Annotated in this window: 28 protein-coding genes and 2 pseudogenes; 13 read left to right on the top strand and 17 right to left on the bottom strand. The window is 60.3% G+C overall.

The window, feature by feature from the left end; genetic code table 11:
- Positions 1-68 precede the first annotated feature (68 nt).
- From ACVDG8_RS08410 to ACVDG8_RS08395, 4 genes are all read right to left on the bottom strand, one after another.
- The gene (locus ACVDG8_RS08410; RefSeq protein WP_447254293.1) at positions 69-443 is read right to left on the bottom strand and encodes an NAD-dependent epimerase/dehydratase family protein; all 375 of its coding nucleotides are present in this window, start codon (positions 441-443) and stop codon (positions 69-71) included.
- A gap of 146 nt (positions 444-589) precedes the next feature.
- Positions 590-880 carry an FAD-dependent oxidoreductase gene (locus tag ACVDG8_RS08405; RefSeq protein WP_447254292.1) on the bottom strand — a complete coding sequence of 97 codons (291 nt, stop codon included), beginning with the start codon at positions 878-880 and terminating at the stop codon, positions 590-592.
- Positions 881-902: 22 nt separating this feature from the next.
- The gene (locus ACVDG8_RS08400; protein ID WP_447252244.1) at positions 903-1856 is read right to left on the bottom strand and encodes an IS481 family transposase; all 954 of its coding nucleotides are present in this window, start codon (positions 1854-1856) and stop codon (positions 903-905) included.
- 414 nt (positions 1857-2270) lie between these two features.
- On the bottom strand, positions 2271-2648 hold the full coding sequence (locus ACVDG8_RS08395) for a hypothetical protein (protein ID WP_455707633.1): 378 nt from the start codon (positions 2646-2648) through the stop codon (positions 2271-2273).
- A 156-nt stretch (positions 2649-2804) separates the two neighbouring features.
- On the opposite strand from ACVDG8_RS08395, the gene ACVDG8_RS08390 reads away from it, so the two are divergent.
- On the top strand, positions 2805-3095 hold the full coding sequence (locus ACVDG8_RS08390) for a hypothetical protein (protein ID WP_447254291.1): 291 nt from the start codon (positions 2805-2807) through the stop codon (positions 3093-3095).
- A 601-nt stretch (positions 3096-3696) separates the two neighbouring features.
- On the opposite strand, the gene ACVDG8_RS08385 is transcribed toward ACVDG8_RS08390, so the two are convergent.
- A complete protein-coding gene (locus ACVDG8_RS08385) occupies positions 3697-6849 on the bottom strand; it encodes a GAF domain-containing protein (protein ID WP_447254290.1) in 3153 nt (1050 codons plus the stop codon).
- Between the two features lie 228 nt (positions 6850-7077).
- Here ACVDG8_RS08385 and ACVDG8_RS08380 point away from each other — a divergent pair, with 228 nt between their 5' ends.
- Both ACVDG8_RS08380 and ACVDG8_RS08375 read left to right on the top strand, forming a co-directional pair.
- The gene (locus tag ACVDG8_RS08380; protein ID WP_455707632.1) at positions 7078-7320 is read left to right on the top strand and encodes a hypothetical protein; all 243 of its coding nucleotides are present in this window, start codon (positions 7078-7080) and stop codon (positions 7318-7320) included.
- 237 nt (positions 7321-7557) lie between these two features.
- Positions 7558-8247: pseudogene (locus ACVDG8_RS08375) on the top strand (IS256 family transposase); the annotation flags it as partial.
- A 569-nt stretch (positions 8248-8816) separates the two neighbouring features.
- On the opposite strand, the gene ACVDG8_RS08370 reads toward ACVDG8_RS08375, so the two are convergent.
- Both ACVDG8_RS08370 and ACVDG8_RS08365 read right to left on the bottom strand, forming a co-directional pair.
- A complete protein-coding gene (locus ACVDG8_RS08370; protein WP_447254288.1) occupies positions 8817-9071 on the bottom strand; it encodes a hypothetical protein in 255 nt (84 codons plus the stop codon).
- Positions 9072-10157: 1086 nt separating this feature from the next.
- Positions 10158-10421: a hypothetical protein gene (locus ACVDG8_RS08365; protein ID WP_447254287.1), complete on the bottom strand. Its 264-nt coding sequence runs from the start codon at positions 10419-10421 to the stop codon at positions 10158-10160.
- 181 nt (positions 10422-10602) lie between these two features.
- Between ACVDG8_RS08365 and ACVDG8_RS08360 the strand changes: the two genes are divergently transcribed.
- The gene (locus ACVDG8_RS08360) at positions 10603-10767 is read left to right on the top strand and encodes a hypothetical protein (RefSeq protein ID WP_447254286.1); all 165 of its coding nucleotides are present in this window, start codon (positions 10603-10605) and stop codon (positions 10765-10767) included.
- Positions 10768-11084: 317 nt separating this feature from the next.
- Here ACVDG8_RS08360 and ACVDG8_RS08355 read toward each other — a convergent pair whose 3' ends face one another.
- From ACVDG8_RS08355 to ACVDG8_RS08340, 4 genes are all read right to left on the bottom strand, one after another.
- Positions 11085-11381 (bottom strand): DUF982 domain-containing protein, encoded by a 297-nt coding sequence (locus tag ACVDG8_RS08355; RefSeq protein ID WP_447254285.1) that lies wholly within the window; start codon positions 11379-11381, stop codon positions 11085-11087.
- A gap of 189 nt (positions 11382-11570) precedes the next feature.
- Positions 11571-11711 (bottom strand): hypothetical protein, encoded by a 141-nt coding sequence (locus tag ACVDG8_RS08350; protein ID WP_447254284.1) that lies wholly within the window; start codon positions 11709-11711, stop codon positions 11571-11573.
- 45 nt (positions 11712-11756) lie between these two features.
- Positions 11757-12443, bottom strand: coding sequence for a PDZ domain-containing protein (locus ACVDG8_RS08345; protein ID WP_455707631.1), 687 nt, complete (start codon positions 12441-12443; stop codon positions 11757-11759).
- A gap of 14 nt (positions 12444-12457) precedes the next feature.
- Positions 12458-13150: a trypsin-like peptidase domain-containing protein gene (locus ACVDG8_RS08340; protein ID WP_455707630.1), complete on the bottom strand. Its 693-nt coding sequence runs from the start codon at positions 13148-13150 to the stop codon at positions 12458-12460.
- A 253-nt stretch (positions 13151-13403) separates the two neighbouring features.
- Between ACVDG8_RS08340 and ACVDG8_RS08335 the strand changes: the two genes are divergently transcribed.
- From ACVDG8_RS08335 to ACVDG8_RS08320, 4 genes are all read left to right on the top strand, one after another.
- Positions 13404-13763: a hypothetical protein gene (locus tag ACVDG8_RS08335; protein WP_447257269.1), complete on the top strand. Its 360-nt coding sequence runs from the start codon at positions 13404-13406 to the stop codon at positions 13761-13763.
- 266 nt (positions 13764-14029) lie between these two features.
- Positions 14030-14500, top strand: coding sequence for an Hsp20 family protein (locus tag ACVDG8_RS08330; protein ID WP_447254282.1), 471 nt, complete (start codon positions 14030-14032; stop codon positions 14498-14500).
- A 75-nt stretch (positions 14501-14575) separates the two neighbouring features.
- Entirely contained in the window at positions 14576-15070 is a 495-nt protein-coding gene (locus ACVDG8_RS08325; protein ID WP_447254281.1) for an Hsp20/alpha crystallin family protein, read from the top strand.
- Positions 15071-15141: 71 nt separating this feature from the next.
- The gene (locus ACVDG8_RS08320; RefSeq protein WP_447257268.1) at positions 15142-15873 is read left to right on the top strand and encodes an NADH dehydrogenase ubiquinone Fe-S protein 4; all 732 of its coding nucleotides are present in this window, start codon (positions 15142-15144) and stop codon (positions 15871-15873) included.
- A gap of 321 nt (positions 15874-16194) precedes the next feature.
- Here the strand turns inward: ACVDG8_RS08320 and ACVDG8_RS08315 are convergent.
- Positions 16195-16416, bottom strand: a pseudogene (locus ACVDG8_RS08315) (DUF3072 domain-containing protein).
- Between the two features lie 458 nt (positions 16417-16874).
- A complete protein-coding gene (locus tag ACVDG8_RS08310) occupies positions 16875-18074 on the bottom strand; it encodes an IS256 family transposase (RefSeq protein WP_023780675.1) in 1200 nt (399 codons plus the stop codon).
- Positions 18075-18372: 298 nt separating this feature from the next.
- Here ACVDG8_RS08310 and ACVDG8_RS08305 point away from each other — a divergent pair, with 298 nt between their 5' ends.
- The gene (locus tag ACVDG8_RS08305) at positions 18373-18684 is read left to right on the top strand and encodes a hypothetical protein (protein ID WP_447254280.1); all 312 of its coding nucleotides are present in this window, start codon (positions 18373-18375) and stop codon (positions 18682-18684) included.
- A 51-nt stretch (positions 18685-18735) separates the two neighbouring features.
- Here the strand turns inward: ACVDG8_RS08305 and xth are convergent, their stop codons facing one another.
- A complete protein-coding gene (xth, locus tag ACVDG8_RS08300) occupies positions 18736-19521 on the bottom strand; it encodes an exodeoxyribonuclease III (protein ID WP_447257267.1) in 786 nt (261 codons plus the stop codon).
- 306 nt (positions 19522-19827) lie between these two features.
- Between xth and ACVDG8_RS08295 the strand changes: the two genes are divergently transcribed.
- The 4 genes from ACVDG8_RS08295 (at position 19828) to ACVDG8_RS08280 (ending at position 22428) form a co-directional block, all read left to right on the top strand.
- Positions 19828-20757 carry an alpha/beta fold hydrolase gene (locus ACVDG8_RS08295; RefSeq protein ID WP_455707817.1) on the top strand — a complete coding sequence of 310 codons (930 nt, stop codon included), beginning with the start codon at positions 19828-19830 and terminating at the stop codon, positions 20755-20757.
- Positions 20754-21299, top strand: a complete 546-nt coding sequence (locus ACVDG8_RS08290) for a DUF1003 domain-containing protein (RefSeq protein WP_447254278.1) — start codon at positions 20754-20756, stop codon at positions 21297-21299. The genes ACVDG8_RS08295 and ACVDG8_RS08290 overlap by 4 nt, the downstream gene beginning before the upstream one ends.
- 277 nt (positions 21300-21576) lie before the next feature.
- A complete protein-coding gene (locus ACVDG8_RS08285; RefSeq protein ID WP_447254277.1) occupies positions 21577-21969 on the top strand; it encodes a response regulator transcription factor in 393 nt (130 codons plus the stop codon).
- 309 nt (positions 21970-22278) lie between these two features.
- On the top strand, positions 22279-22428 hold the full coding sequence (locus tag ACVDG8_RS08280) for a hypothetical protein (RefSeq protein ID WP_447254276.1): 150 nt from the start codon (positions 22279-22281) through the stop codon (positions 22426-22428).
- Positions 22429-22431: 3 nt separating this feature from the next.
- Here the strand turns inward: ACVDG8_RS08280 and ACVDG8_RS08275 are convergent, their stop codons facing one another.
- The 3 genes from ACVDG8_RS08275 to ACVDG8_RS08265 all read right to left on the bottom strand — a co-directional run bounded on the left by ACVDG8_RS08275 (position 22432) and on the right by ACVDG8_RS08265 (position 23460).
- Positions 22432-22782 (bottom strand): hypothetical protein, encoded by a 351-nt coding sequence (locus tag ACVDG8_RS08275; RefSeq protein ID WP_447254275.1) that lies wholly within the window; start codon positions 22780-22782, stop codon positions 22432-22434.
- Positions 22733-22909, bottom strand: coding sequence for a hypothetical protein (locus tag ACVDG8_RS08270; protein WP_447254274.1), 177 nt, complete (start codon positions 22907-22909; stop codon positions 22733-22735). The genes ACVDG8_RS08275 and ACVDG8_RS08270 overlap by 50 nt, the downstream gene beginning before the upstream one ends.
- Positions 22910-23223: 314 nt before the next feature.
- Positions 23224-23460, bottom strand: coding sequence for a DUF6894 family protein (locus tag ACVDG8_RS08265; protein ID WP_447254273.1), 237 nt, complete (start codon positions 23458-23460; stop codon positions 23224-23226).
- Position 23461: the final 1 nt, after the last annotated feature.

The following is a 23461-nucleotide window of genomic DNA, read 5'->3' as shown; positions in this document are numbered from 1 at the left end:
AGTGCGGCGAGGGGGCGGCGTTGACCCAGTCAAGTCTATGCGTCATCAATGCTTCATCGCCATCGAGCTTACTGGCGGAAAAGGCGGATGGTGCTGGCGATCGACGCGAGGGCGGAAAAGTGGATTACCTTGTTCACGCTTGCCTGCTCACACGCGCCAAAGAGGGCCGCGGCGCCGGTCGAATGGACATCCCGGGTGTTTTCCCGGGCACTAACCTGTAGGACGCCGGCACAGTTCACGACGGCGTCCACGCCGGCGAAGTGAGGGATCCAGCCCTGAAGTCGCAAGGCCCGCGTCATGTCCAGCAAAATCGACGGGATCTCCAGGTGAAAGCCGGCGCCTGCGCGGTGAAGCACACGAACCACGTCGTGCCTCTCAGCTGACAGGCGCGCACAAAGCGCGCTCCCAATCAGGCCCGATGCGCCGGTGACCAGAACTTTCATTCTTTCCTCCCTCCTTCGCCGGCGTGTCGCTGCGCTGGCGAGACCTTAATCCAAGCCGAAGCCGGCAGCCTCACGCCAGGTGGAACAAGTTTCAGGCCCCTAACGCAGCCAGGAGTGCGCTGGGAGAGTCCGATCGCGCCTGCAGGTCAACGTCCTCGAAATTTCGTCGACGGCTCGCCGCAATGGCGGAGGTCGTGGTGAATGTGCGTTGCTGCCGTGGCGGCGTGTCCGAACGCGACAGCAATTTGATTGAGCCCCTCGGCCACATCACCGATGGCATAGAGGCCGGGCGTCGATGTCTCCAGATGTCCATTGACCAGGACATAGCCTTCTGCGTCACAGGTGGCCCCGAGCGCAACCGCGAGTTCGGAGCGTACGTCACAGCCCATCGAGGGGTACACCACATCGATGTTGCGGACCGAGGCGCCCTCGGCCATGCGGACATCGAAGCCGGTTGCCCTAGGTGTGGAGCCTCAACAGGTTGTCCTCGGTTAGAGCGAGGCGGCTGATAGGTGGTTTTGACTTTAGGCTGCCGTGTGGACGATGCCAATTGTATCTGTGCAGCCAGACAGGCAGTTCGGCGGCGCGGTGATTTGATGTCGGATAGGCGATGGCGTAGGCCCATTCGCGCAGCGCCGTCTGGATGAAGCGCTCGGCCTTGCCATTGGTCTTGGGCGTATAGGGCCTTGTCCTGACATGCTTGAGGCCGAGATCACGGCAGGCCTTGGCGAAAGCCTTCGATCTGTAGCAGGAGCCGTTGTCGCTCATGACGCGCGCTATGGTGACGCCGAGGCTGGCATAGTAGGCTACCGCCGCCTTGAGGAAGGCGATGGCGCTCTCCTTTTTCTCGTCGGGCAGGATTTGCGAGAAGGCGATGCGGGAAGCATCGTCGATGCAGACATGGACGAATTCCCAGCCGGCGCCGCGCGACTTGCCCTTTTGCGGATCACCGGTGATGCGATGGCCGACTTGGCTGAAGCGTCCGAGCTTCTTGATGTCGATATGGATCATCTCGCCGGGATGCTCGCGCTCGTAGCGCCGGACCGGTTCGGCCGGCTCGATATCGCTTAGCCGCGACAGCCCGGCACGCTTGAGAACCCGGCTGACGGTGGCGGGCGAGACGCCGACCTCATGGGCGATGTGCTTGCCGGTCCAACGCTGCCGCCGCAGCGCCACGATCCGCTCGGCGATCGGCTGCTCGGTGGCGCTGGGGCTGTGCGTGGGCCGCGACGAGCGGTCGGCCATGCCGGCCCGCCCTTCGGCCTTATAGCGCTCGACCCAACGCGCCACGATCTTGGCCGACACGCCATAGACGCGCGCCGCATGGGCCTGGGAAAGACGCCCCTCAATGACCGACAGCGCCATCTCCTCTCGACGCAACGGTGTCAAACGGGCATTCTTGTGGATGTTCATTCGGACCCTCCGGTGAGTGCTGAGGCTTGGTAACTCCAGTCTCCTCGGTTCGGTCCGAATGGACAACCCTCTGAAAGCCCACACCTAGGGACCAGATCATCGACGGCGTCCCAGATTTCAACTCCGCCTGCCATCGCAACGCCGCGGGCGGCTTCGGAAACATCGTCCGGGCAGTTGGCGAGCAAGGCAACCTAGCCGCCATATTGCTTCAGGAACAGAGCCTCCTTGACGCGAGATGTTCCGGGCCAACGACACCGATGCGGCTACCCCTTGCCTCATACGCATCGCAGATCGGACACAGTCTGACAATGCCAGCTGCGATCGCCTGCTCCAGTCCTGCGATTGCAGGCGCCTTGTCCACGATGCCGGTTGCTAGAACTGCGCGCCTTGCTTTTACCATCCCGAAGGTAGTGGTTAGAAAAAGCATCCATCGCGCTGTTCGGCGTAGCCTACGCAACCGTCGACAACCCTCGCGCCGTGCATCCGTGCCTGGGCTCTAAGGCGCCCGAGCAACTCCTCCCCGTTGATGCCATCGGGAAAGCCCGGACAATTGTGGGATTTTGGGATGAGCTTGGCACGGGCATCGCCTGCGTCCAATGAGATCACCGAACGCAGGAACCTGGCCAAATACGTGGCTGCCGCGAGCCCCGCGGGGCCGCCGCCGACGATGGCGACATCAAAAACCTGTTTGCTTGAAGAACTTGGCATGGCGCCTAAACCGGAACATACCAAGCTTTGTTCCTCCTCGTGTCGAAACGGATGCGCATCACCTGGACAGGTCTGCACGCGCAAGAAGCGAGAGGCTCCGACCGCAGCGTGAGCGGCAGGCCACTGTAACCGTCAGCCTGCGAAAACCTGGTGGTGGCCTGCAATCACAGCGCGACATGACGTGAAGGTAAAGATGGAACCTCGGACCACCGCCGCACTTAATTTTCGAAGAGGTCTGAGATGAGCGCGACCAGAGCGTTTTTTGAAAATTGGCTGCAGGAGAATGTCGGCACACTTCCTGGCCGGGAGGAAGTCAGCGTCGCCGTGCTCGCTCAGCAATTCGAACAAGATGCAGAGCTGGCCGGTTACGGGCGAGACGTAAGGGAAGACGAACTCGGAAACGTCGAAGATGCCATCGAGCAAGCGATAAGGAACGCAGGGTCCGGGGTGGGAAGCCTGAGCTCAAAGGACAGCGATCTGACACCGGTCATGGACGAGCTCGAGGTCGATGATGCAAAAAGCGGTCCATAGGCAGCCGCCGAGCTATTGGCGGCAAGTTGCGGCCGCGTCGGCACACGCCAGGGCGAGTGCCCGAACGCCCTAGGTCCCCCCGTTATATCTGTGCTTAATTCGCCAGCTCGGTGCCATGCACAGTTGAGGAACATTCCTGCCGCCCGAAGTTAGGATAGTTCCTTCACACCCGGTGCGCTCATGCTGACTGCGAACCTCCCAGGCAAATGGCTGACCCGGCAGTCACATCTCGCGGCGGACGGCTTTTGTCGGTTTTTTTGCTAGCTGTTGGCCGTTTCCGCGCAAGCCGAGGCACAGCCGCCGCCTTGTGCGGTTGGCGTGCTGGGATTTGGCACGCCGCCTGGCAAGTCGACGTGATGCGGCGACGCCGGAGTGTTGTGCCACTCTCCGTTCCGCACGTGGAACCGGATCGGCAAGAAGTCGATAAACCTGCACCGACATTCGCACGGCAATTTGAAGCCGCTGACGCACCAATATGATCTCGGTGTAGACAGCTGGGACTTCCGGCCCATTTTGCTGCACACCTTGCGCGGCAAGCGCGGGGTCCGATCACGCGGCTGAAGGTGAAAGCGTCGGCGAGCGAGCGCCGGCCGTTGCCCGTTCACTTTCGATCCAGCACCTTGCGGATCTTCTCCGCCAATTCGTCGATCGTGTAGGGTTTGGTCAAAAGTTCCGTTCCGAAATCGAGCGTGCCGTTGTGGACAATTGCGTTTCGCGTATAGCCGGTGGTGTAGAGTACTTTTAGCGACGGGTGCATTGTCTTGACCCGGTCCGCCAGCTCCCGGCCCGACATCTCCGGCATAACCACGTCAGTGAACAGAAGCGAAGGCACTTGCCCGCTTTCGACGGCTGCCAGCGCCTCCCTTGGCCCTTGCATTTCCGACACGGAATAGCCCAGTTCCCGCAGCGCTTCCGCGGCCATCAGCCGGACGCGATCTTCATCCTCGACAACCATGATGATCTCGTCCACACGGCCGGGGTGCTCGCCCGCTACGGCCTCGGTTTGGCTATCGAGCACGCCATGATGCGAACGCGGCAAATAAATCTTCAAAGTGGTTCCGATGCCCTGCTCGGAATAGATCTTCACGCTGCCGCCGGACTGGCGAACAAATCCGTAGACTTGGCTGAGCCCCAGCCCAGTGCCTTTGCCGATCCCTTTGGTGGTGAAGAACGGATCGAAGGCTCTGGCCAACACATCAGCAGTCATGCCGGTTCCGGTATCCGTGATGGCTATCATTACATACTGGCCGGAAGGGATCGCATTCTCCCTCGCATAGCGATCGTCGATGTGGGCGTTGGATGTCTCGATCGTCAGCTTTCCGCCGATAGGCATGGCATCCCTTGCGTTGACGCAAAGATTGAGCAGCGCGCTTTCCAATTGACCTGCGTCGGCCTCCACATGCCACAATCCCGCCGCCAGCACGGTTTCGATCTGGATCGTCTCGCCAAGCGTCCGGTTCAGCAATTCGCTCATTCCGGAGACAAGTCGATTTGGGTTCAGCCGCTTCGGCGCCAGCGGTTGTTGGCGAGAAAAGGCAAGCAGTCGTTTGGTAAGTTCCGCCGCACGTTGTGCGCCATCAATCGCGCCGGTGACGAATTGGTGGACGTTGGTATCGCCGTTCCTGAGCTTGCGCTGCACGAGGTTCAGGCCCCCGATAATGACGGCCAGCATGTTGTTGAAGTCGTGGGCGATGCCACCGGTGAGCTGTCCGACAGCTTCCATCTTCTGGGCCTGGCGCAAGTGCTCTTCTGCTCTGGTGCGTTCGGCAACTTCATCTTTGACACGTTGTTCGAGCGTGCCGTTGAGTGTCTGCAGCGCCTTGAACAGTCGAGAGTTGTCGATCGCCGTCGCGGCATGACCCGCAAGACCCAGTAAGGCCATCTCTTGCTGTTTAGCGAAGATGCCGGTCTCTGAGTGACCAAAGAAGAGGCCGCCCAGCACCTCGCCCGAACGCGAGACGACCGGCACGGCAAGATAGGACCGCACCGGCAGATGGCCTTCCGGCATTCCCTTGCGGGGCAAGTTCTTTCCGTAACGCGGATCGGCGAGGATATCGTCGGAGCGTACCACGCTTGTTCCGCGGAAAGTGGGCTCGAACACCGCAGTGTTGCGCGGCATGGGAAAGTTTTCGAAAGCAGAACGAGGTGCCCCCGACAGGGCGTAGAGCATATAGCTGTCGCCCTTGTCGTCGATTACATTGTAGAAGAAAGCGCCGAATTGCGCGCCCGACAGCGTCACGCCGGCGTCGGTGACCGTCTGGACGATCCGCTCCACGTCAAGCTCGGCCGCCACAGCTGCCGCGGTGGCGTTCATCAATTGAAGCTGATGCTCCACCCGCTTTCGCTCGGTGATGTCCATGACGGTGCCGATGAAGCGAACCGCGCAGCCGGACTGAAAAAGCGATTCTCCCGTCGCGGCAAGCCAGCGCTCCTTGCCATCCCGCAGCCCGATCGTCCGATAATCGATGTCGTAGCGGGAAGACGTGCCCGGCGCGAGCGCCTGGCGCACGGCCTCGTCGGCCCGCTCCCGATCTTCTGGATGAAGACCCGCCAAGAAAGCGCTTTCATATGTCACCTCCGCCTCCGGCGGCAGGCCAAACAGGGCTTTGCACCGGTCGTCCCACCGCAGGACCCCGGTAATGGGGTCGTAATCCCAGGTCCCAATCGCAGCCGCGTCGGTGGCAAGCCTCAGCCGCTCCTCGCTCGCCCGGGCCGCTTGTTCCGAGCGAACGCGCTCGATGTGAGCCCAAGACCGCTCGGTCACTTCGCTCAGCAGTGACAGTTCGCGCTGCGACCAGACGCGGCGCTGCTTGTCGTGGATGGCCATCAGGGCGGTCAGACGCCCCTGTTTGACCAAAGGCATGCAGATGGTTGCCGTTATGCCGATGTCTTGAAACGTCTGTGCTTCCTCGGGAGCAATTTCCTCGAGGTTGTTGTTGATGATAAGCGGCCGATTGGCGCTAAGGTTGGTGACAGCCAGCCGACCGAAATCGGCAAGCCTGTAATACCCCGTGATGCTGGGCGAGCCGGGTGCGCTCCAGTCGCCGCGGATGGTGAAATGGTCCTGGTCCTGCTCCATGTCGGCGTAGGCGCAAATCGAAACGTCCAGATGTTCGCCCAGGAGACGAGTGGTGATCCTCATCACAGCGTCGGCGTCGGCTGCAACGGCAATCTCTCTGCCGAGGCGGTCCAAAAAGGCGAGGCGCTCGGCGTTCTCACGCAGGGCGCGTTCGGCGCGAAGCCTCTCCATCGCCGTGCGCGTCCGCTCCGCCACTTCCGAAATGAGGACTACCTCCTCCTTCGCCCAGCGTCTGGGCGCGGAGTGGTTAAGATATAGCAGCGCCACCAGACCGCCATGCTCGGTAACCGGCATGTTGATGACAGATTGGGCGCTGATGGCTTTGAGAGCCTCTGCATGGTCGCTGGTTCGCGGATCTGTCTCGGCATTTTCAAAAACAACGGTGTCACCTCGCTTCAAGTCCTCGATATACGAGCCGTAGTTCCTGAAGTTCAGCGTCCCAGCCAGGCTTTTGATCCCCGGCGCGTTCCAATCCCTTTCGATGGTGATCGTTTCGTTCTCAAGATCAATCGTGCCGTATCCGGCCCGGCTGACGCCAAAATGAATTCCCAGCAGTTCCGCGGCTGCGTAGGCCAGTTCGGCGGGATCAGCGATCTCGCGAATCCGGTCGCCCAGCGCTGCCAAAAGCTCGAAGCGCTGAAGTTCCGATTGCCGATCGCTTGAATTGGCCCCCATATCGCCCCCGTTTTGCCCGGACGTAACAATGCAATATGCGGCCAAGAGTTCCCCGCAGGACGGCAGGTTCTCTTTGGCGGGCCAGTCCGAACACGCCGCACTCCTCATAGGTTAATGACAGGTGGTCCGCGGTGCCGCATAAAAGCGAAATCCGCAGGGCATTTGTCGCGCTTTGCTGGCTGGGTGCGTCGTCAACCGCACTCTCACTCGTTCGGAGACGTTTGATGCTTGACCGGCCAGACCTCACACACGCAAGCTCTCTATCCAGATGATCTGAATACGCTTAGCGGCGTTTTCGACGCGCTGTGCCAGGAATTTGCTGTTCTGCCAGACACCGAGACGGCCGATTCTATCGCGAGAGAGCTGGTCAGGCTTTTCCAGACCGGGGTGACGGAAGCGGCCATGCTGATGATTGCCATGCGCACGCGTTGGCAGGTCGATTGGAAAATGGAAGGCAGCAGCGCTGCCTGACGTTCGATGCTCAGGCGACTGCGACATGGGATCAAAGCCCTACGATGGCAGCCCGATGGATAGAAAACTTTCCGGGTTGCCGTCCGCGTTCAGAGCTTCGAGCGTCTCAAGATGCTTGGCGGTGGCAAATCCGTTGACGCTGAACTGGCCACGGTCGATCCAAAGGGCACCGCCTGGTGGCATGAGGTTCGTACTAATGACGGATGTCATGATGGAGTAGCGAGGCGCCATATCTCCGGCCGCATCGTCTCGGTCGCCGTCATCATTGCCGTCGGCGTCAATGCGGACGGCCGGCGCGAGGTGCTGGGCATGGAGATTGGCACCTCGCAGGCCGAGCCGATCTGGACGGAGTTCCTGCGCAAGCTGACCCGCCGCGGCCTGCGCGGCGTCAAGCTCGTCGTCTCCGATGCCCATGAAGGCATCAAGGCGGCCGTCATCAAGGTGCTGTCGGCGACATGGCAGAGGTGCCGCGTCCACTTCATGAGGAACGTGCTGGCGCATGCCGGCAAGAGCGGCCGCAGGGTCGTCTCGGCCTTCATCGCCACCGCCTTCGCCCAGGAGACGCCCGGGGCCGCGTCCGTGCAATGGCGCGCCGTCGCCGACCAGATCAGGCCCAAGGTGCCGAAGCTGGCGACAATCATGGATGATGCCGAGCCCGACGTGCTGGCCTACATGACTTTCCCCAAGGAGCACCGCGCCAAGCTGCACTCGACCAATCCGATCGAGCGCCTCAACGGCGAGATCAAGCGGCGCACCGAGGTCGTCGGCATCTTCCCAAACGACGACGCGATCGTGCGCCTCGTCGGCGCGATCCTGCTCGAACAGAACGATGAATGGGCCGTGCAGCGCGCCAGATACATGACGCTGGAAACCATCAGCCAAATGAGCGATGATCCGCTCATCAGCCTGCCAGCCGTGGCACGTTGATCAGCCCGGCCCCATGCCGGACAGCGCGGCGACCAAGCCGTCAGCTACACCACGCCCCGGGACACGATCGAATCTGCTGCGATGTCCACACAGAACTGAATAATGCGAGATCCCCAAAAATCAGTCTGCGCCAATAATGATGAGGCGGTGGAGAAAAGAACCCGTGTGCTAGCCGCCACCAGGAGTGCAACAAAGGCGGCCGATCAGCGTTAAAACCTCGTCCAAAGTGGAGCCTGGCGTATGGACCCGGCAACTGCAGCAGTGATGATCTTGCTTTGGTGTAGCCCAATCGAGGCTTTTGTCTGCAAACCCATTGAAATGCCGCGCGCGATATTTTCATCGCTTGACCAATGCCGGACCACACTGAAGAATAGGCTGGCAAGCGCTCCAAGGGGTGAAATCATCGGGCGCTGCCGCCGAGTTGACGCAACGGTGACAGGCGCGCTCCCGGACCGCCATTCATCCGTTACGGTGACGCGCGGCCCTGACCAGCAATAGCTGCATCGTCCGCACAAAAAATAGAAGCCCGCCACCCTGAGGCAGCGGCCTTAGCTCTCGGCCGATTCAGCCTAAAAGCTCGTTGGGACGAACCACGGACTGGTGTCATATCCCAACTTCGGTGCCATTGTATTGGCGGAACCAACCGACGATTGCGCAACTGTGCCGGTGGATTTGCAATCGAGCTTGGGAGCCGGCTTGCTTGGTTTGCTGTGACTTGCAGAACATCCGTTTGCAGCCTGCGCAACGATCGGCTTCTTCTCTTTCGCAACGGCAACGCCAGTGACGGCCAGCGCGATTGCTGCACCAAAGATAACGACTCTCATGAAAACGCCCTCACCCTGCACGTTCGAAACGAACGTGCCAAGTTTACGTTACGGCAACCATAATTTCCAGCAAAGTACCCTAGACCTATGCGCGGCGCCTTGGGACCTCAGTTCGCCAACATCCCACCTTCGACTCCGAACTAAGGCCCGCGTCGGCCACATAAGAAGCTTGGCGCGCGGATCCTTTCCAACGGCCAGTTGTCAGATATGTGCATCGCTGGCGGCCATCGCTTCTTTGCGCAGCTTCTCGATATCCTGCAGTTCAGGTGAAAGCGCATAGGCCTGCTCAAAAATGGACGAGAAGCGCCAATACGAATTCCTATCGTCCTACTCGATTGAGCGGATAGCCTTCAGGAACAGAAGCCGTTGCTGCCGAGACCGCGTGGCATCGTTTTTTAAGTGTAGGACATGGTTGCCGTTAAGGTCGAGAAGAATTAGCCCGCCACCAAAGCAACGGGCCGTCTGGGCAATTTGCACACAAGATCAGGCGCGCATCACGAACACGAAGCCGGACATATGATCGATTTGAACCTCCCACGCCCCGCTGTGGTTGGTCGCCGTCCTGGTGGCGATCGAAGCCGCCGCCTGCCGGATCAGCGCTGCTGACTCAGCGATAGGCGGCGCCGTGCTCACAAACGGCCTGCTGGTTAGGGCCGGCTCCTGTTTACATCCCAATCTATAGGCGCCGGGCCGCCAAGCCTTGACCCGCGGACAAAATGGCCGGCGCGACTACCGGTGAAAGTAATCGGTTGCCGCGCCGGCCACTGCGACGAGCCGAGGGAGGATCGCCGCTTGCCCGACGTAGAGCGCGCCGATTGGTGGGCAATTCCTTGGTAAAAAACGTACCGTGGATTTATCTTGAAGGGCCAATTCCAGCGGGCTTATAAAAGTTGACGTTAACCATTGCCTGCAGGGGAGGCTGCGATGGTCGTAACGTGCACAGATATCACCAGTGCGATAGTTGAAGCCACCTTTCTTGCTCGACGGAAGTCCGTGGCCGCAAGTGCAGTATTTCGCCGGGATATGGATCAGACTCGGCAGACGATTGCCGCATCGCGCGCGCTTTTAGAACGCCTTCGCCAGGCGTCAGAACGAAGAACGCGAACTGCGCCAATTAGCGTCTGCGGGTACGATGCCGACATTATGCGCAAGGTCTTCCGCGAGCTGGTCTTGCAAACCGGAGTGCCTGAGTGTCAGTGGCGCGATCTGGCCAAGAGTCTTGTGTTCGAGTTCACCGAGTGCGAGCGGGTTGAAGCTGGATTGCTCGATTGGATCATCAGCAAGCCCGGCGCCACCCAGCCATAGACCTTTTGTCGCGAAGCACGTTGGACCAAAAAAGGTCTTCATCATCGGCCTTGCTAACCATCGGTGCGAGCATATCCTTATACTTCAACGGAATGAGTTAGCCTCTCGTGGTCGCCTGGATCTTTGGCCCATGGCGCTTCCTCGATCCTCAGGGTGCCTGAAACATTCATTTCGTCTAAAATGTTCCGGGACTATTTTTTAGCGCATGCTGGATGAATCGCTAGACGTGGCCGACATGGCGAAGCGGCTCGGGCCGGACCATGGCTGCATGAACTGGGATCTGATCAAGGTGATCTATTGCCAGGAGTGCCGCGCCGCCGGCCGAGATGATCGCAACCTGCAGTTCGCGAACCACGCGCTGATACCGGGAATGAGGAGGCAAGATGTTTGACAGCAATCTCACCGAGAGACCGGGTAAAGGGTGGAGCGCAACCCAGGCCAGCGACAGCGATTTCGCCACCCGCATCTATCGAGAAGGGGAAGGTTGGCGCGCACATAATCTCACTCGGGCGGAAGCTGGCCAACAGGCCAAAGGGGATGGCACCGTGCGAACAAGCGCCGACGTTGCAATCGCTCCGGGGACACGATGGCGACGCTCGTCGGCTACATAACCCGGCCTAATCGGACCCCACGCCGACTGGTCGGTGTTATCGCTCCGCAGAGGCGCCGCCCTCGCAAGCTGCGTCGGATGAAGACCTTCCGCACCTCTCACAAGAGGTCTGCGTTGCTGATCTTTGGCCCTGTCATCCACGGCGGTGCTGTAGGCACATCTTCGATGACGCCGATCTTGCGGGCCCAAGTCGTGAAGGCCTTGTGCGCAGCCTCGACAGGCTTGCGACCGTCGTAAGCCGAGTAGCACGCCTCACAGGCCGCCGCGTGGAGGAGGCCTCGTTTTTCGACGGGCCATTCTTCCAAAAACTCAATGGCATCCATCACGCAGTCGATTTTTTGGATGTAGCCATTCTCCCCTACGAAGACTGGCTGCTTGAAAGCATCAGTTTCCATGGTGACCTCCCTTCAACAACTGAACGTGGTGATCGATTCCGCAGATGCACTGCTCGTATTCGAACCGCTGAATGCCGGCTGGACATCACGGAAAAGATTGGAAGCACTTCCTTTACATTCAAGACCGAGTTGCCAGGCGAACGCCAGCAGCCTCTCGAAGCCGATGGCAGGCACTGCGGCTACGATTTACTAGGAGCGAACGGCCAGCGGCACCAGGCCCTCCTGCCGTTCGCCGAGATAGCAGACGACCCGGTCGCCGACGCGCTGGAAATTGAGATCGACTTTCGCCTCGCCCGCGGCTAAATGCGCGAGATCAATGTCGAACGCCAAGGTTGCCGAGAGCGATCTGGGCTGTCTTCATCTGCACGTAGTCGCTCAAGAGTTTGAGACGGCCACGAAAAGCGATTGTCCCTGCCGCTCTATACGGAACAGGATAGGCTTGTTCTGCTGCCGGGATTTTGCCCACTCCTCTCGGACATCCGAAGGCTGGGTAACTTTCAGTTTGTTTGCCGAGACGATCACATCGCCGGGCTTGAGACCGCTTTCAGCGGCAAGACTGTTCGGTGCGACCCCCTGGACAAAGACGCCGGTGGCACCCGGTTCCAGACCGAGTTGCTGGCGCGCTTGGTCCGGAATGGGACTGAGCGACAGTCCGAGAGCTTGATCCGCTGCTTCCGGATTCGGAACAGCACCGGTCTGCACCTCCTCGTCCTTGCGTTGACCGACGGTCAGTTCCACCTCCTGCTGGGAGCCGCCGCGGTTCGTTGTCAGCGTGGCTTTCGACCCTGGCTTTTCGTTCGCCGCAGCCAGCGTCAAGTCATGGACACCCTGGATGTCCTTGCCGTTGAACCGGGTGATTACATCGCCTGATCGTAAGCCGGCCTTCTCCGCCGGACTGCCTGGCTCAACCGAAGCGACCAGCGCTCCCTTGGTGCCTGCCATTCCAAGCGCCTCGGCAAGCGACGGGGTCACCTCCTGGAGGCGTACGCCGATGAAACCGCGCTCGATCCGACCGCTGCGGATCAGTTGATCGGCGACGCTCCGCGCGGTTCGCGACGGCACGGCGAAACCGATGCCTATGCTGCCCCCGACGGCGAGACGATGGCGGTGTTGACGCCGATCACTTCGCCGCGTGCGTTAAACAGGGGGCCGCCGGAATTGCCTCTGTTGATCGAGGCGTCCGTCTGGAGGAAATCGTCATAAGGGCCGGCCTGGATGTCGCGCGAGCGGGCCGAAAGAACACCGACGGTAACGGTTCCCCCGAGCCCGAAAGGACTGCCGATCGCGATCGTCCAGGCACCCGGCTGCATTGCGTCGGAATCACCCCAGGCCGTGGTGGTCATGCTGGGCCGTGGATCGACCTTCAGCACCGCGATGTCGGTTGCTGGATCGCGACCCACCAGGCGCGCGGGCGAAGTCTCCTTGTCGGAGAACACGACGTGGATTTCGGTGGAGTTGGCCACGACGTGATTGTTCGTGACGATGTAGCCCTCGGGACTGATGACGAAGCCGGAGCCCAGCGCTTCCCGCACTTGCGGCTGGACAGGCCCGCGCCCGTCGAAGGGGTTCAGAAAGTCGTCCAGCGTCGTTTGATCCTGGATGATCTGCCTGGTCGTGATGGCAACCACCGCCGGCAGTTTCTGGCGCACGATGGCGCTGAAGTCGTTTGGGATTTCCTGTGCTGAAACCTGAGTGAAGCCGCCAGCTGAGAGCATTAGAGTTGCTGCGACCAAGCCCATGCACAGCTGCTTCCCGGATATGTAAGACATGATCGGTTCTCCTGTCCGGATCGCGCCGGCGCCGCTGGATGACCTCGCCTGTTGGATGCTCGAACTGAGATTGAAGCCGATTGTTTCACCGCGTCCAAAAAATTGGTGCCCGAGGTGTTGAACCGCGAAAGCTGCACCCTTGCGCGACCATTGAAATTTGGTCGAAACTCTCCAAAATTTCAGCCGGTGGAAATCACGAGAGCCACCAAAACGACGTCAACAGAGGAGCCTATCGAAAGCCGAGGGACCACCGATGGAAAGAGCCATTTCGACAAGTTTTGCCCCAGTCGGGTCCGAAGCCCCTGATGTTTTTCTTGACCGCTTGCTGCATCCGGCACGGCATTTCAAGCGGCCTCAGGACGTGCTGGACGACATGACGCTCGAGGCCCAGGAGAAGCGTGCGATCCTCTCCTCATGGGCATCGGATGCCTGTGCAGTGGAATCGATGCCGGCACTGCGCATGCCGCCCGGCGTCACCGAACCGGTCAGCCTCGATGCCATCATGGACGCGTTGCTCCAATTGGATCAATGCGAGAAGCTTCCCGCCGCCGGTCGCAGTCACGAGATCGACGTCGCGGCCGCCGGTTTCACAGCACTGGTCGATCGACTTTAACCCAAGCGCCGCCCTTCCGGAATCCGAGGGGGCCTTTCTGCTGGCGAATTTTCGCCAGCAGAACCACACAGTGCGTTCTTACCGCCGCATTTCCCTATACGTCCGGATCTTGCCTGAAAATTTTCCTAAGCGCCCTCTTGAACGCGCAAACCGCCATTCTAAATCGACAATCGCCGGCCGCCTGATGGGGCCGGCGCTAAGTCAGGAGGCGTCAAGGCTCTCTTGGCGTCCTTTTGTATCCATGTTGCTCAAAGGAGGATGTGGCTATGAAGACAAACCTCGATTTTACCCCCTTGTTCCGGTCCAGCATCGGCTTCGATCGCATTTTCGATCTGCTCGAAAATGCGAGCCGTGTCACCGCGATAGACAATTGGCCGCCCTACAACATCGCCAAGACCGGTGAGGACGACTATCGCATCACAATGGCGGTAGCCGGTTTCTCGCAGGATCAACTGACCATCACTCATCAACCGAACTTGCTGCTCGTGAGCGGCTCGCAATCGGGTGAGGACAACGGCCAGTATCTTTATCGCGGCGTTCCCGGGCGCGCCTTCGAGCGGCAGTTCGAACTGGCAGACCATGTGAAGGTCGTCGGCGCCAGCCTGCAAAACGGGCTGCTGAACATCGATCTCAAGCGCGAGCTTCCCGAAGAGATGAAACCGCGCCGGATCGCTATCGCCGGCAGCACGGCGCAGGCCAAGCCACGGCAGATCGAGGCCGAGAAGGACGCAGCCTGAAGTCACAGTGAATCGGTAGCGACGGGCACCGGCGAATCCTCCGGTGCCGCACGCTTGAACATGGAGGTGAATGAGATGAATATGCGTGACCTTATCCCGTGGGGCCGCAACAACAACCAGGCTCCCAGCATCTATGGCGGTGGCGATCCCTTTGTTTCGCTTCACCGCGAGGTAAACAGGCTCTTTGACGATGTGTTGAGGAGCTTCGAGACGCATTTGCCTTCCGTGGGGCAGCTCTCGTCTTTCGACAATGGCTGGCCGAAGGTGGAGATTTCGGAGTCGGACAATGAGCTTCGCGTCACCGCCGAGGTCCCCGGTATGGAAGAGAAGGACATCCAAGTCCTGCTCGATGAGGACGTGCTGACCCTGCGCGGTGAGAAGCGGTCGGAGACCGACGCGAAGGATTACTCCGAGCGCTTCTACGGCCGCTTCGAGCGGCGCATACCCCTCGGCTACGAGGTCGAGGACGACAAGGTCAAGGCGACCTTTGCCAATGGCGTCCTGACCCTGACGCTGCCGAAGAACCCTAATGCGCAGTCGAAAGTGAAGCGTATCCCGATCACCCACTGACGCATGGAGCAAGTCGGGGGCGGCAGGCAGCCGCCTCCGACGCATCCTTCGCAAAATGGGAGGATGGAATGATGCAGAAGCAAGAAGAAGCCGCAGAAAATCCCGCACCGGCAAACGACAATCGCAAGCGCGCGCTGTCATTCGGCAGATCCGAGTTCCCGCGTGATGCGGTCGCGCGGATCTACAAGCCTTCCCGTTCAGTCACGACCTCGGGCCGTGCGCGGCCGAAAGGCTGGCGTCTGGTGTTCGAGCGGCGTATGGCGCCGGTCATCGAACCGCTGATGGGCTACACCGGAAGTGGTGACACGCTGACTCAGGTGGAGCTCGATTTTCCAACGGTTCAGGCGGCCATCGACTATGCCGAACGTCAGGGCCTCGCTTATTCGGTTCAGGTAAACCCCGCGGCGGAAAAATCCGCGAAATCTTCCAGTGCCGAAAAGCGGGTGCAGGCCGGCAGGGACGTTGTCTGGAACCGCCTGCAACTGGCGTTGCTCACGAGCAGCTACGGTGCCGTTTCACAGGCCTCGCATTATGGACCGGCATTGGCCGATCCTGAGGCGCTTTATGCATCGCCGATGGACCTCGTTGTCGATCCTCTTCTGACAGTCGACCAGAAACGCGCCATCCTGCGGAACTGGGCACGGAACGAGTATCTTGTGGATCTCGCGACGGCCGAAGGGATGCCTGAAAACGCGAGTCCGACACGGCTAGACGAAGTGGAATCGGCACTGCTCGCACTGGAGCAGCTTACGACAGCGAAACTGGCCGTTTCCGTTCCTGAACAGAAGCAGAAGGCAGCGTGAGGTGGGCATCATGGAGCCGGCGCCGGGGAAGGATTGTTCGATGCACACAGACAATGGCGCTGCGCGGCGGACTCCAGATTTCGGCGATCCGAGGGATGCAGTGAAGGCCGCAATCGAACTCTATGGCTCAGAAGCGCAGACAGCAGTGGCGTGGAACTTTCCAAGTGCAGGGATTTTGTGAAAGGCCCGATGCGCCGCCTGGGTGTTACGCCACCTGAGGGCATACCCTGACGCGCAGCTATGATGGGAAGAACGTTATGGGTAACTTGCGCAAGTCGCACATCGCTGCTCGTGATGCCCGGAACGGTAGGCCCACCGCCTTCAAAGCTTCAGCTTCGCCCTTAGCGCATCAATGCGCTTCGAGGCCTCGGCTTTGCTGAGATCTTCGGCGTAGCTTTTGTCGTCGTTCGCCTGCTCACACAATGTTTTCAGTTAGGAAGCCTGCGACGGAGTCATTGGCTCGTCACCAGTCGTCCAATCGTCAGGATTCTTGTTGATGTTATCGCTTTTTTCTCGGGCCGAAGCTTGCATTTCGTTCTCCATACGCAGAACGGCAAAACGCGTTTGATCTCCTTTTGTTCCGCAATATTCAGCGGCGATTATATATTCCACGAGCAGATTAGGAGATAGCCTGCGAGGCGTGCTATACGGGGGTGAAGATTTCCCCAATGGCCGTTTTTCCGGCCATGCTTGCCCCTACGCCTTCAATGAGATTGTGCTCGCTCGCGCCCTGCGGTCAAGCCTAGCGCAGCAGCGGGCGCTAACGCATGCTTTGGTTGAGGAACTTGCCCGTGTTCGCATGGAGGTCCGGGACGCATTCGCGCATTATGCAAGTTCACAATAGAGGCGTTGTCGTTGGAGGGTTGGAGCATTGGCTCGCAACGCCGAAACGGCATCAATTGTTCCAGGGCAGCGCCGGGAAGATCAGGGAGGATCGTGTCCCGGGGAGTGGTGTAGCTGACGGCATTGGTCGCCGTGCTCTCCGGCATGGGCCGGGCTGATCAGCGCGCCACGGCTGGCAAGCTGATCAGGGGATCATCGCTCATCTGGCTGATCGTTTCCAGAGTCATATATCTGGCCCGCTGCACTGCCCATTCATCGTTCTGTTCGAGCAGGATTGCGCCGACCAGACGCACGATCGCATCGTCGTTCGGGAAGATTCCGACGACCTCGGTGCGCCGCTTGATCTCGCCGTTGAGACGCTCGATCGGATTGGTCGAGTGCAGCTTGGCGCGGTGTTCTTTCGGGAAGGTCATGTAGGCCAGCACGTCGGGCTCGGCGTCGTCCATGATTGTCGCCAACTTCGGCACCTTCGGCCGGATCTGGTCGGCGACGGCGCGCCATTGCACGCTTGCGGCCTCGGGCGTTTCCTGGGCGAAGGCGGTGGCGATGAAAGCGGAGACGACCCTGCGGCCGCTCTTGCCGGCATGGGCCAGCACGTTCCTCATGAAGTGGACGCGGCAGCGCTGCCATGTCGCGCACAGCACCTTGGTGACGGCCGCCTTGATGCCTTCATGGGCATCGGAGACGACGAGCTTGACGCCGCGCAGGCCGCGGCGGGTCAGCTTGCGCAGGAACTCCGTCCAGATCGGCTCGGCCTCCGAGGTGCCAATCTCCATGCCCAGCACCTCGCGCCGGCCGTCCGCGTTGACGCCGACGGCAATGATGACGGCGACCGAGACGATGCGGCCGCCGCGGCGCACCTTCAGGTAGGTGGCGTCGATCCACAGATAGGGCCAGTCGCCCTCGATGGGTCTTTCAAGGAACGCTTTGACCTTGCCGTCGATCTCCTCGCACAGCCGCGAGACCTGGCTCTTCGAAATGCCGCTCATCCCCATGGCCTTGACCAGGTCGTCAACCGAGCGGGTCGAGATACCCTGGACGTAGGCCTCCTGGATGACGGCGGTCAGCGCCTTCTCGGCCATGCGGCGCGGTTCGAGGAAACCGGGGAAATAGCTGCCCTTCCTGAGCTTCGGGATGCGCAGCTCGACGGTGCCGGCGCGCGTCTCCCAGTCGCGCTCGCGATAGCCGTTGCGCTGGGCCGTGCGCAACGGGTTCTTCTCGCCATAGGCGGCGCCGGTGGCGGCCCCAACCTCCATTTCCATCAGCCGCTCGGCGGCAAAGCCGATCATCTCGCGCAGGAGATCGGCATCCGGGGTCTTCTCCACGAGCGTGCGCAGGTTCATCATGTCGTCGGTCATCGGTGGTCCTTCCGAATTGGGTTGGCGTCAACAACCAAACCCTACCGGAAAGCGCCGATGACCACCGCAAAGCCGCTCGCTCGCTACAGCGCGACTAACGGCGCACTCGCGAGCGGCTTCACTACCGCCGAGCTACACCACCTGTGGGGACACGACCTCAGGGAGCGTTGCTACTCTTTGATTTCCCGCTTGAATTTCCTCACGACCATCTCGAACAGGATATCTGAAATCCACATTGCGGAAACGCCACGGCCGCCATCCGCATAGTTTGGCGCGCTTGCGGTTGTGCATCCGCTGCATGCTTTTCGAGACGCTCGCGTTGATCCAAATTTGCCAGCAACGGCAGGCTTTTGGCATCATCGGCAGCAGGGATCGATGCCGAAATTTCGCTTCGACTTCATCGAAGGCATGCCGGAGCCTGCAATCTTTTGCCAACATGGCTGATCGGGATCAGGCTGGCAGGGAAACGAAGCGCGCCGCCAAGCAAACCATGCTTGATGGCGCGGATCCGACCAGTTGGGTGGCGACAGTTTACGACGAGGCGGGTTATCTCTCGCCACCTCGGTTTCCAGGATCTGATCGCCGCGTCCGAGAATTCGGAGCAGTCTAGGCAAGCGGAAGGGCCTGGCGTCATTGGTCGGGCTGAAGCTCGGATTTCCATTCAGCCTGGCCAGTCCAACTCGATCCAGGCGGGCGCGTGATCGCTCGGCTTTTCCCATCCCCGCGCCGCGACGTCCACATCCGCGCCACCCAGCCTGTCCATGAGCGAGGGGCTTACGAGGAGATGGTCCATCCGAAGGCCGGAGCTGCGGTCGTAACCACCCCGGTAGGAGAAATTCCAGTAGGTGTAGATCCGCCTTGCGGGATGGATCAGCCTGACCGCGTCGATCCAGCCGTCAGCAAGCATGTCGGCGTAAGCTTGCCGGCTCTCCGGAAAGTAGACGGCATCACCGAGCCATCGAGCCGGGACGGCGGCGTCGATCGGCGTCGGCACAACATTATAGTCGCCGCAGAGCACGCTGGCAGGCGAGTCTCTGATCAGGAGCCGTCCGTAGTCGATCAGCCGCTCGAACCAGCGGAGCTTGTAGTCGAACTTCGGGCCGGGCGCTGGGTTGCCATTGGGCAAGTAGAGACAGCCGACGACGAGGCCGTCGATCTCCGCCTCGATGTAACGGCTATGCGTGTCATCGGAGTCACCCGGCAAGCCGCGGCGACGTTCCTGCGGCTGCTTGCCTCGAGCGAGAATGGCTACGCCGTTGTAGGACTTCTGCCCATGCCATATAGCCCCGTAGCCGGCGTTCCCGATGGCATCGGCCGGAAATTTCTCGTCCGATGTCTTTAATTCCTGAAGACAAACGATGTCGTACTGCGTCTCGCCCAGCCATTTGAGCAGAACCGGCAATCGCCCATTGACGCCGTTCACATTGAAGGTCGCGACCCGGATCATCTGACGCTGCAAGGCGACCCATTCAATGGTGCTCTCCATTTGGTAGTTTATCTGGCCAACCAGCATAACCGCCAATCGTCAGGAAGGTTTCGCCGGCTGTGCAGCGTTGTCCTGCTCTGGCGGAACAAGCTGTGACCCCGAAGGTTGGGCTCACGCAGACAGCTTCCAACAGGCACGAGCATGGCGTTCGACAGAGATGGATCGAAACTGGCGGCCGGGCTGCTTGTCACCGCATTGGCTGCACTGGCGGGATACAACGCCATCCGCGCCAAACGTGCGATCGCCAGCCGGGCGAACGGACGTGTGATGGCGATCGAGGGTCTGCGCCTGCATTTTATCGAAGCCGGAACCGGCATGCCGCTGCTTCTCCTGCACGGCAACGGATCCATGGCGGAGGATTTCAGGTCGAGCGGCGTCTTCGATGAGGCGGCAAAGACCTACCGGGTGCTCGCATTTGACCGCCCCGGCTTTGGGCGAAGTTCACGGCCGCGCGGCCGGCGCTGGTCGGCTTGCGAGCAGGCCGATCTCATACATGGCGCCGTCAGCCGGCTGGGCATAGAAAAATATTTGGTGCTTGGACATTCCTGGGGAGCTTGGATCGCCCTCGAGTTGGCGCGCAGGCATTCTCCGTCGATCGCCGGCATTGTGCTGGTCTCAGGTTATTACTATCCGCCACCGCGGCTGGATCTTGCACTGGCCGCGCTCCCTGTATTGCCTGTGATCGGCACTGCGTGTCGCCACACCTTGCTGCCGCCGCTTGTGAGGCTTGCCTGGCCTTGGGTAATGGAGAAGATCTTTCGACCCGCCGCGGTCGCCAGCGACTTCGCCGCATTTGCCAAGGATGCCGCCAGCCGTCCTTCCCAACTGCGGGCGGTTTGTTCGGAGTCAGCATCTATGCTGGCCGCGGCCCTGTTGAGGAAGGCCAGCTATAAGGACATTTCCGTGCCGACCGGCATCCTGGCGGGATCTGGAGACCGGCTGTTCGATGCAGAACGCGATGCACGACGCCTGCATGCCGAAGTCGGTGGATCTTTCCTCGAGGTTGTCCGAGGCGCCGGCCATATGGTTCATCAGAGCGCCCCGCAGGCAGTGGTCGGCATGGTGCACACGATTGCGGCACGGCACGCCTCTTCCCCCGAGGGCCGCCGGCACCGGTCCGGCCTGGCAGGGGTTCCAGGCGGGCGACATGTGAGGCCGCTTGCACCAAATCGTCGTTCAAACGGGTTTTCCAAATGAGCAACCAAAGTCCAGCCGATATGCACTCGGTGCTCCACCAAAACATACAGGCCCTGATCGATCACAGGCGAAAACAGGAGGAGCAGCAAGGATTTCAGGTGCAGATTGCCGGCGCCATTTCGCGCTTCGCGGGAAGCATGACTTTCGTCTATCTGCATCTCGCAATTCTCGTCGCCTGGATCCTTGCGAACCTTGGCGCGATACCAGCCATCCCAGCTTGGGACCCGACTTTTGTGATCCTGGCCATGGTCGCCTCGGTTGAGGCAATTTTCCTGTCGACTTTCGTGCTGATCAACCAGAACAGAATGGTCGAACACAGCGAGCGCCGAGCGGAACTGGATTTGCAGATCAGCCTTCTCAACGAACATGAAACCACGCGACTGATCGAGATGGTGGCTGCCCTGACGGCGCGTCTGAACGTCTCGACCCCGGCCGACAAGGAGCTGCCGCAACTGGCCGAGAACGTCGATCCCCGCAAGGTGATGACACAAATCCAGCAAGCGTCAAAAGATGAGGAAAAGGGAAGATCGAAGACATCGTAGGCAAGCCGCGGCAGCGGATCGACCCGACAAGGGCCTGCAGCCAACGAACCTCGCTGCGGGCTCAAGGGTCGGCTACAGGCCCGTGATTAGCCCCATGGTCTGGCCCCTGAGGCTGTTGCGGCAGCTAATTCCGTTCGGCGTTCTCCAAGTCGGCTATGACGTCACGCAATCGCGTCAGTGCAGAGCTTCAAATTCAATCGAAAGGCCGGTGGCGTGTCAGATGGAACCAAGTTGCCGCCGAAAACGTAGTATCGGTGGCGACTTGGGAAGATGCCGGATGATCGAAGGTGCTGTTCTGATCGTCGAAGACGAGGCGATGATCCTGCTCGACCTCGAGTCAGCTTTGGAGGAAGTCGGCTTCCAGGTCGTGGGCGTCCGAACTGCCGCCGAGGCGCTGGCGGTTTTCGACCCCGATCCAACCAGGTTCAAGGCCGTTCTCACCGACATCCGTTTAGGACCGGGACAATCGGGGTGGGAGGTCGCGCGGCATTTGCGAAGATCAAACTCGACCATGCCGGTTGTCTACATCAGCGGCGACAGCGCGGTAGAGTGGGGAGCGGAAGGCGTGCCCAACAGTATAATGATCACCAAGCCCTTTTTTCTGCCGCAGATCATAACTGCTGTTTCTCAACTCTTAAACGCGCAGCAGGGTCCAGAAACTCAGATCTAGGAATCGGACCTCGGCTCGGAACGTTGACTAGCCACCTGCCGGCAACGCATCCCGTATCCTACGCCGTCCTTCCGCGGCGCAGACCCAGAACATCGGCGTCTTGGCACTTTTTATTCTCGCCCCATGAAACCGCACGGAACATTCTTTCCATCCGACGTTGGACGGCGCCGGGCAGTTGTTGCACAATCCCTATTGTCCCGGCATCGGAGACTGGAACCCCGCCGCTTCAGCCCTCCTCGGCTCCCCCAAGGCGGGCGGCGCGGAAGTTGAGATGCAAGAGACGACTTTACGCCATCGGAGCTTGCCGTATTGAGCCGCGTCCTGGCGCGCAGCAATCTCGAAAACGAGACTGAAGCCGAGAAAGAACGGCGGGCGTCGCGCATCCTGGCTTATTACCAAGCCGGGATAACGGACGAGAACGAACTTGAACAGCTTTCTCGACAGCCGCTGGGAAGGTGACGGCTAGTCTTCCTTCTTCAGAGCTTCCGCCTCGTCCTTGAGCTTCGGCCAATCGGCGCCATGCCGGCGGAGAAGTGTTCGCGCCTGCTTGGGATCAATGTCGGTGACCTCAACCAGATGTTCGACCTCAAGTTCCTGTCCTTTCATCACCCGGCTGGCTTCGTGAGGTTTTCGTTTCATTTCAGTGCCCATCTCGCAGATAACATGAACCACCGCGTTGACCTGCGGTTCCAAGGGCCAAAGAAAATTGGGCGCCTGTCGCAGTCGATCCTCCTCGGCAGCCCTCCTGAAAGCAGGCGCGGGTTCATTGCTTGAGCTTTCGGTCGAGTTCGTCAAGCAAAGACCGATGCTCACGGGGCATGTCCGCATCTGTCGGCCGACCCAGCAATTGGCGAAGCTGGCGACGATTGGCCTCCGATGAAATCCACTGCCGTATCAGGCGGGCAATGGCTTTTTGTTGTGCCTTGCCGATTTCTTCCATGTTCAGATCCCGAGCTTGTCCGGGGTCGAACTCGGCGGCTCTCTGATGGTTCCCGCTCACCCGGGACAAACCGCGGCGGGCGAAGGAACCGGCCCGGTCAAGGCTGCGGGTTAAACGGTCAGCTGATCGGCCGCCCGATGGTATCGGCCCATGTGAAGAGACCGCACGGAAGCGGGGTTGATCAGCAATCGGCTTCGCCCGCCATCGGCCAGTGGTGGCCAAATGATTGCGATGTCGTGTTCCTGGCAGGAGTTGCCCGCAGCGGATCCATGCAGTGCCAATCCGGTTGGCCTGACGCTGAAGGCGGGTCCAAATTATTTCATCAATTTGACTTGAAGTGAGAGGCTCAGCCGCAAAATCTTGTCGCCATTTTCATCACGCACCTCGACAAACAATTGCTGCCCGTCGACGCTCTTCAGCGACTCTCTCGTGAGGTCGATCAGGCCTTCGAATCCCGCTTGTCGCACTTCCTCGAGGCCAGCACATTCGACCCCTATCTCATCCTCGAAGAACACATCGCGATCGCCGCTGTCGAAGTAAAATCGTCTCATC

This window comes from Mesorhizobium sp. ORM8.1, assembly GCF_053005525.2.
This window is presented reverse-complemented; position numbering and strand designations above follow the sequence as displayed.

Coding starts and splice junctions, on each gene's coding strand:
- ACVDG8_RS08410 (WP_447254293.1), bottom strand. CDS start 443: ATGAAAGTTCTGGTCACCGGCGCATCGGGCCTGATTGGGAGCGCGCTT.
- ACVDG8_RS08405 (WP_447254292.1), bottom strand. CDS start 880: ATGGCCGAGGGCGCCTCGGTCCGCAACATCGATGTGGTGTACCCCTCG.
- ACVDG8_RS08400 (WP_447252244.1), bottom strand. CDS start 1,856: ATGAACATCCACAAGAATGCCCGTTTGACACCGTTGCGTCGAGAGGAG.
- ACVDG8_RS08390 (WP_447254291.1), top strand. CDS start 2,805: ATGAGCGCGACCAGAGCGTTTTTTGAAAATTGGCTGCAGGAGAATGTC.
- ACVDG8_RS08385 (WP_447254290.1), bottom strand. CDS start 6,849: ATGGGGGCCAATTCAAGCGATCGGCAATCGGAACTTCAGCGCTTCGAG.
- ACVDG8_RS08370 (WP_447254288.1), bottom strand. CDS start 9,071: ATGAGAGTCGTTATCTTTGGTGCAGCAATCGCGCTGGCCGTCACTGGC.
- ACVDG8_RS08365 (WP_447254287.1), bottom strand. CDS start 10,421: ATGATGAAGACCTTTTTTGGTCCAACGTGCTTCGCGACAAAAGGTCTA.
- ACVDG8_RS08355 (WP_447254285.1), bottom strand. CDS start 11,381: ATGGAAACTGATGCTTTCAAGCAGCCAGTCTTCGTAGGGGAGAATGGC.
- ACVDG8_RS08340 (WP_455707630.1), bottom strand. CDS start 13,150: ATGTCTTACATATCCGGGAAGCAGCTGTGCATGGGCTTGGTCGCAGCA.
- ACVDG8_RS08335 (WP_447257269.1), top strand. CDS start 13,404: ATGGAAAGAGCCATTTCGACAAGTTTTGCCCCAGTCGGGTCCGAAGCC.
- ACVDG8_RS08330 (WP_447254282.1), top strand. CDS start 14,030: ATGAAGACAAACCTCGATTTTACCCCCTTGTTCCGGTCCAGCATCGGC.
- ACVDG8_RS08325 (WP_447254281.1), top strand. CDS start 14,576: ATGAATATGCGTGACCTTATCCCGTGGGGCCGCAACAACAACCAGGCT.
- ACVDG8_RS08320 (WP_447257268.1), top strand. CDS start 15,142: ATGCAGAAGCAAGAAGAAGCCGCAGAAAATCCCGCACCGGCAAACGAC.
- ACVDG8_RS08310 (WP_023780675.1), bottom strand. CDS start 18,074: ATGACCGACGACATGATGAACCTGCGCACGCTCGTGGAGAAGACCCCG.
- ACVDG8_RS08305 (WP_447254280.1), top strand. CDS start 18,373: ATGCTTTTCGAGACGCTCGCGTTGATCCAAATTTGCCAGCAACGGCAG.
- xth (WP_447257267.1), bottom strand. CDS start 19,521: ATGATCCGGGTCGCGACCTTCAATGTGAACGGCGTCAATGGGCGATTG.
- ACVDG8_RS08295 (WP_455707817.1), top strand. CDS start 19,828: ATGGCGATCGAGGGTCTGCGCCTGCATTTTATCGAAGCCGGAACCGGC.
- ACVDG8_RS08290 (WP_447254278.1), top strand. CDS start 20,754: ATGAGCAACCAAAGTCCAGCCGATATGCACTCGGTGCTCCACCAAAAC.
- ACVDG8_RS08285 (WP_447254277.1), top strand. CDS start 21,577: ATGATCGAAGGTGCTGTTCTGATCGTCGAAGACGAGGCGATGATCCTG.
- ACVDG8_RS08270 (WP_447254274.1), bottom strand. CDS start 22,909: ATGGAAGAAATCGGCAAGGCACAACAAAAAGCCATTGCCCGCCTGATA.
- ACVDG8_RS08265 (WP_447254273.1), bottom strand. CDS start 23,460: ATGAGACGATTTTACTTCGACAGCGGCGATCGCGATGTGTTCTTCGAG.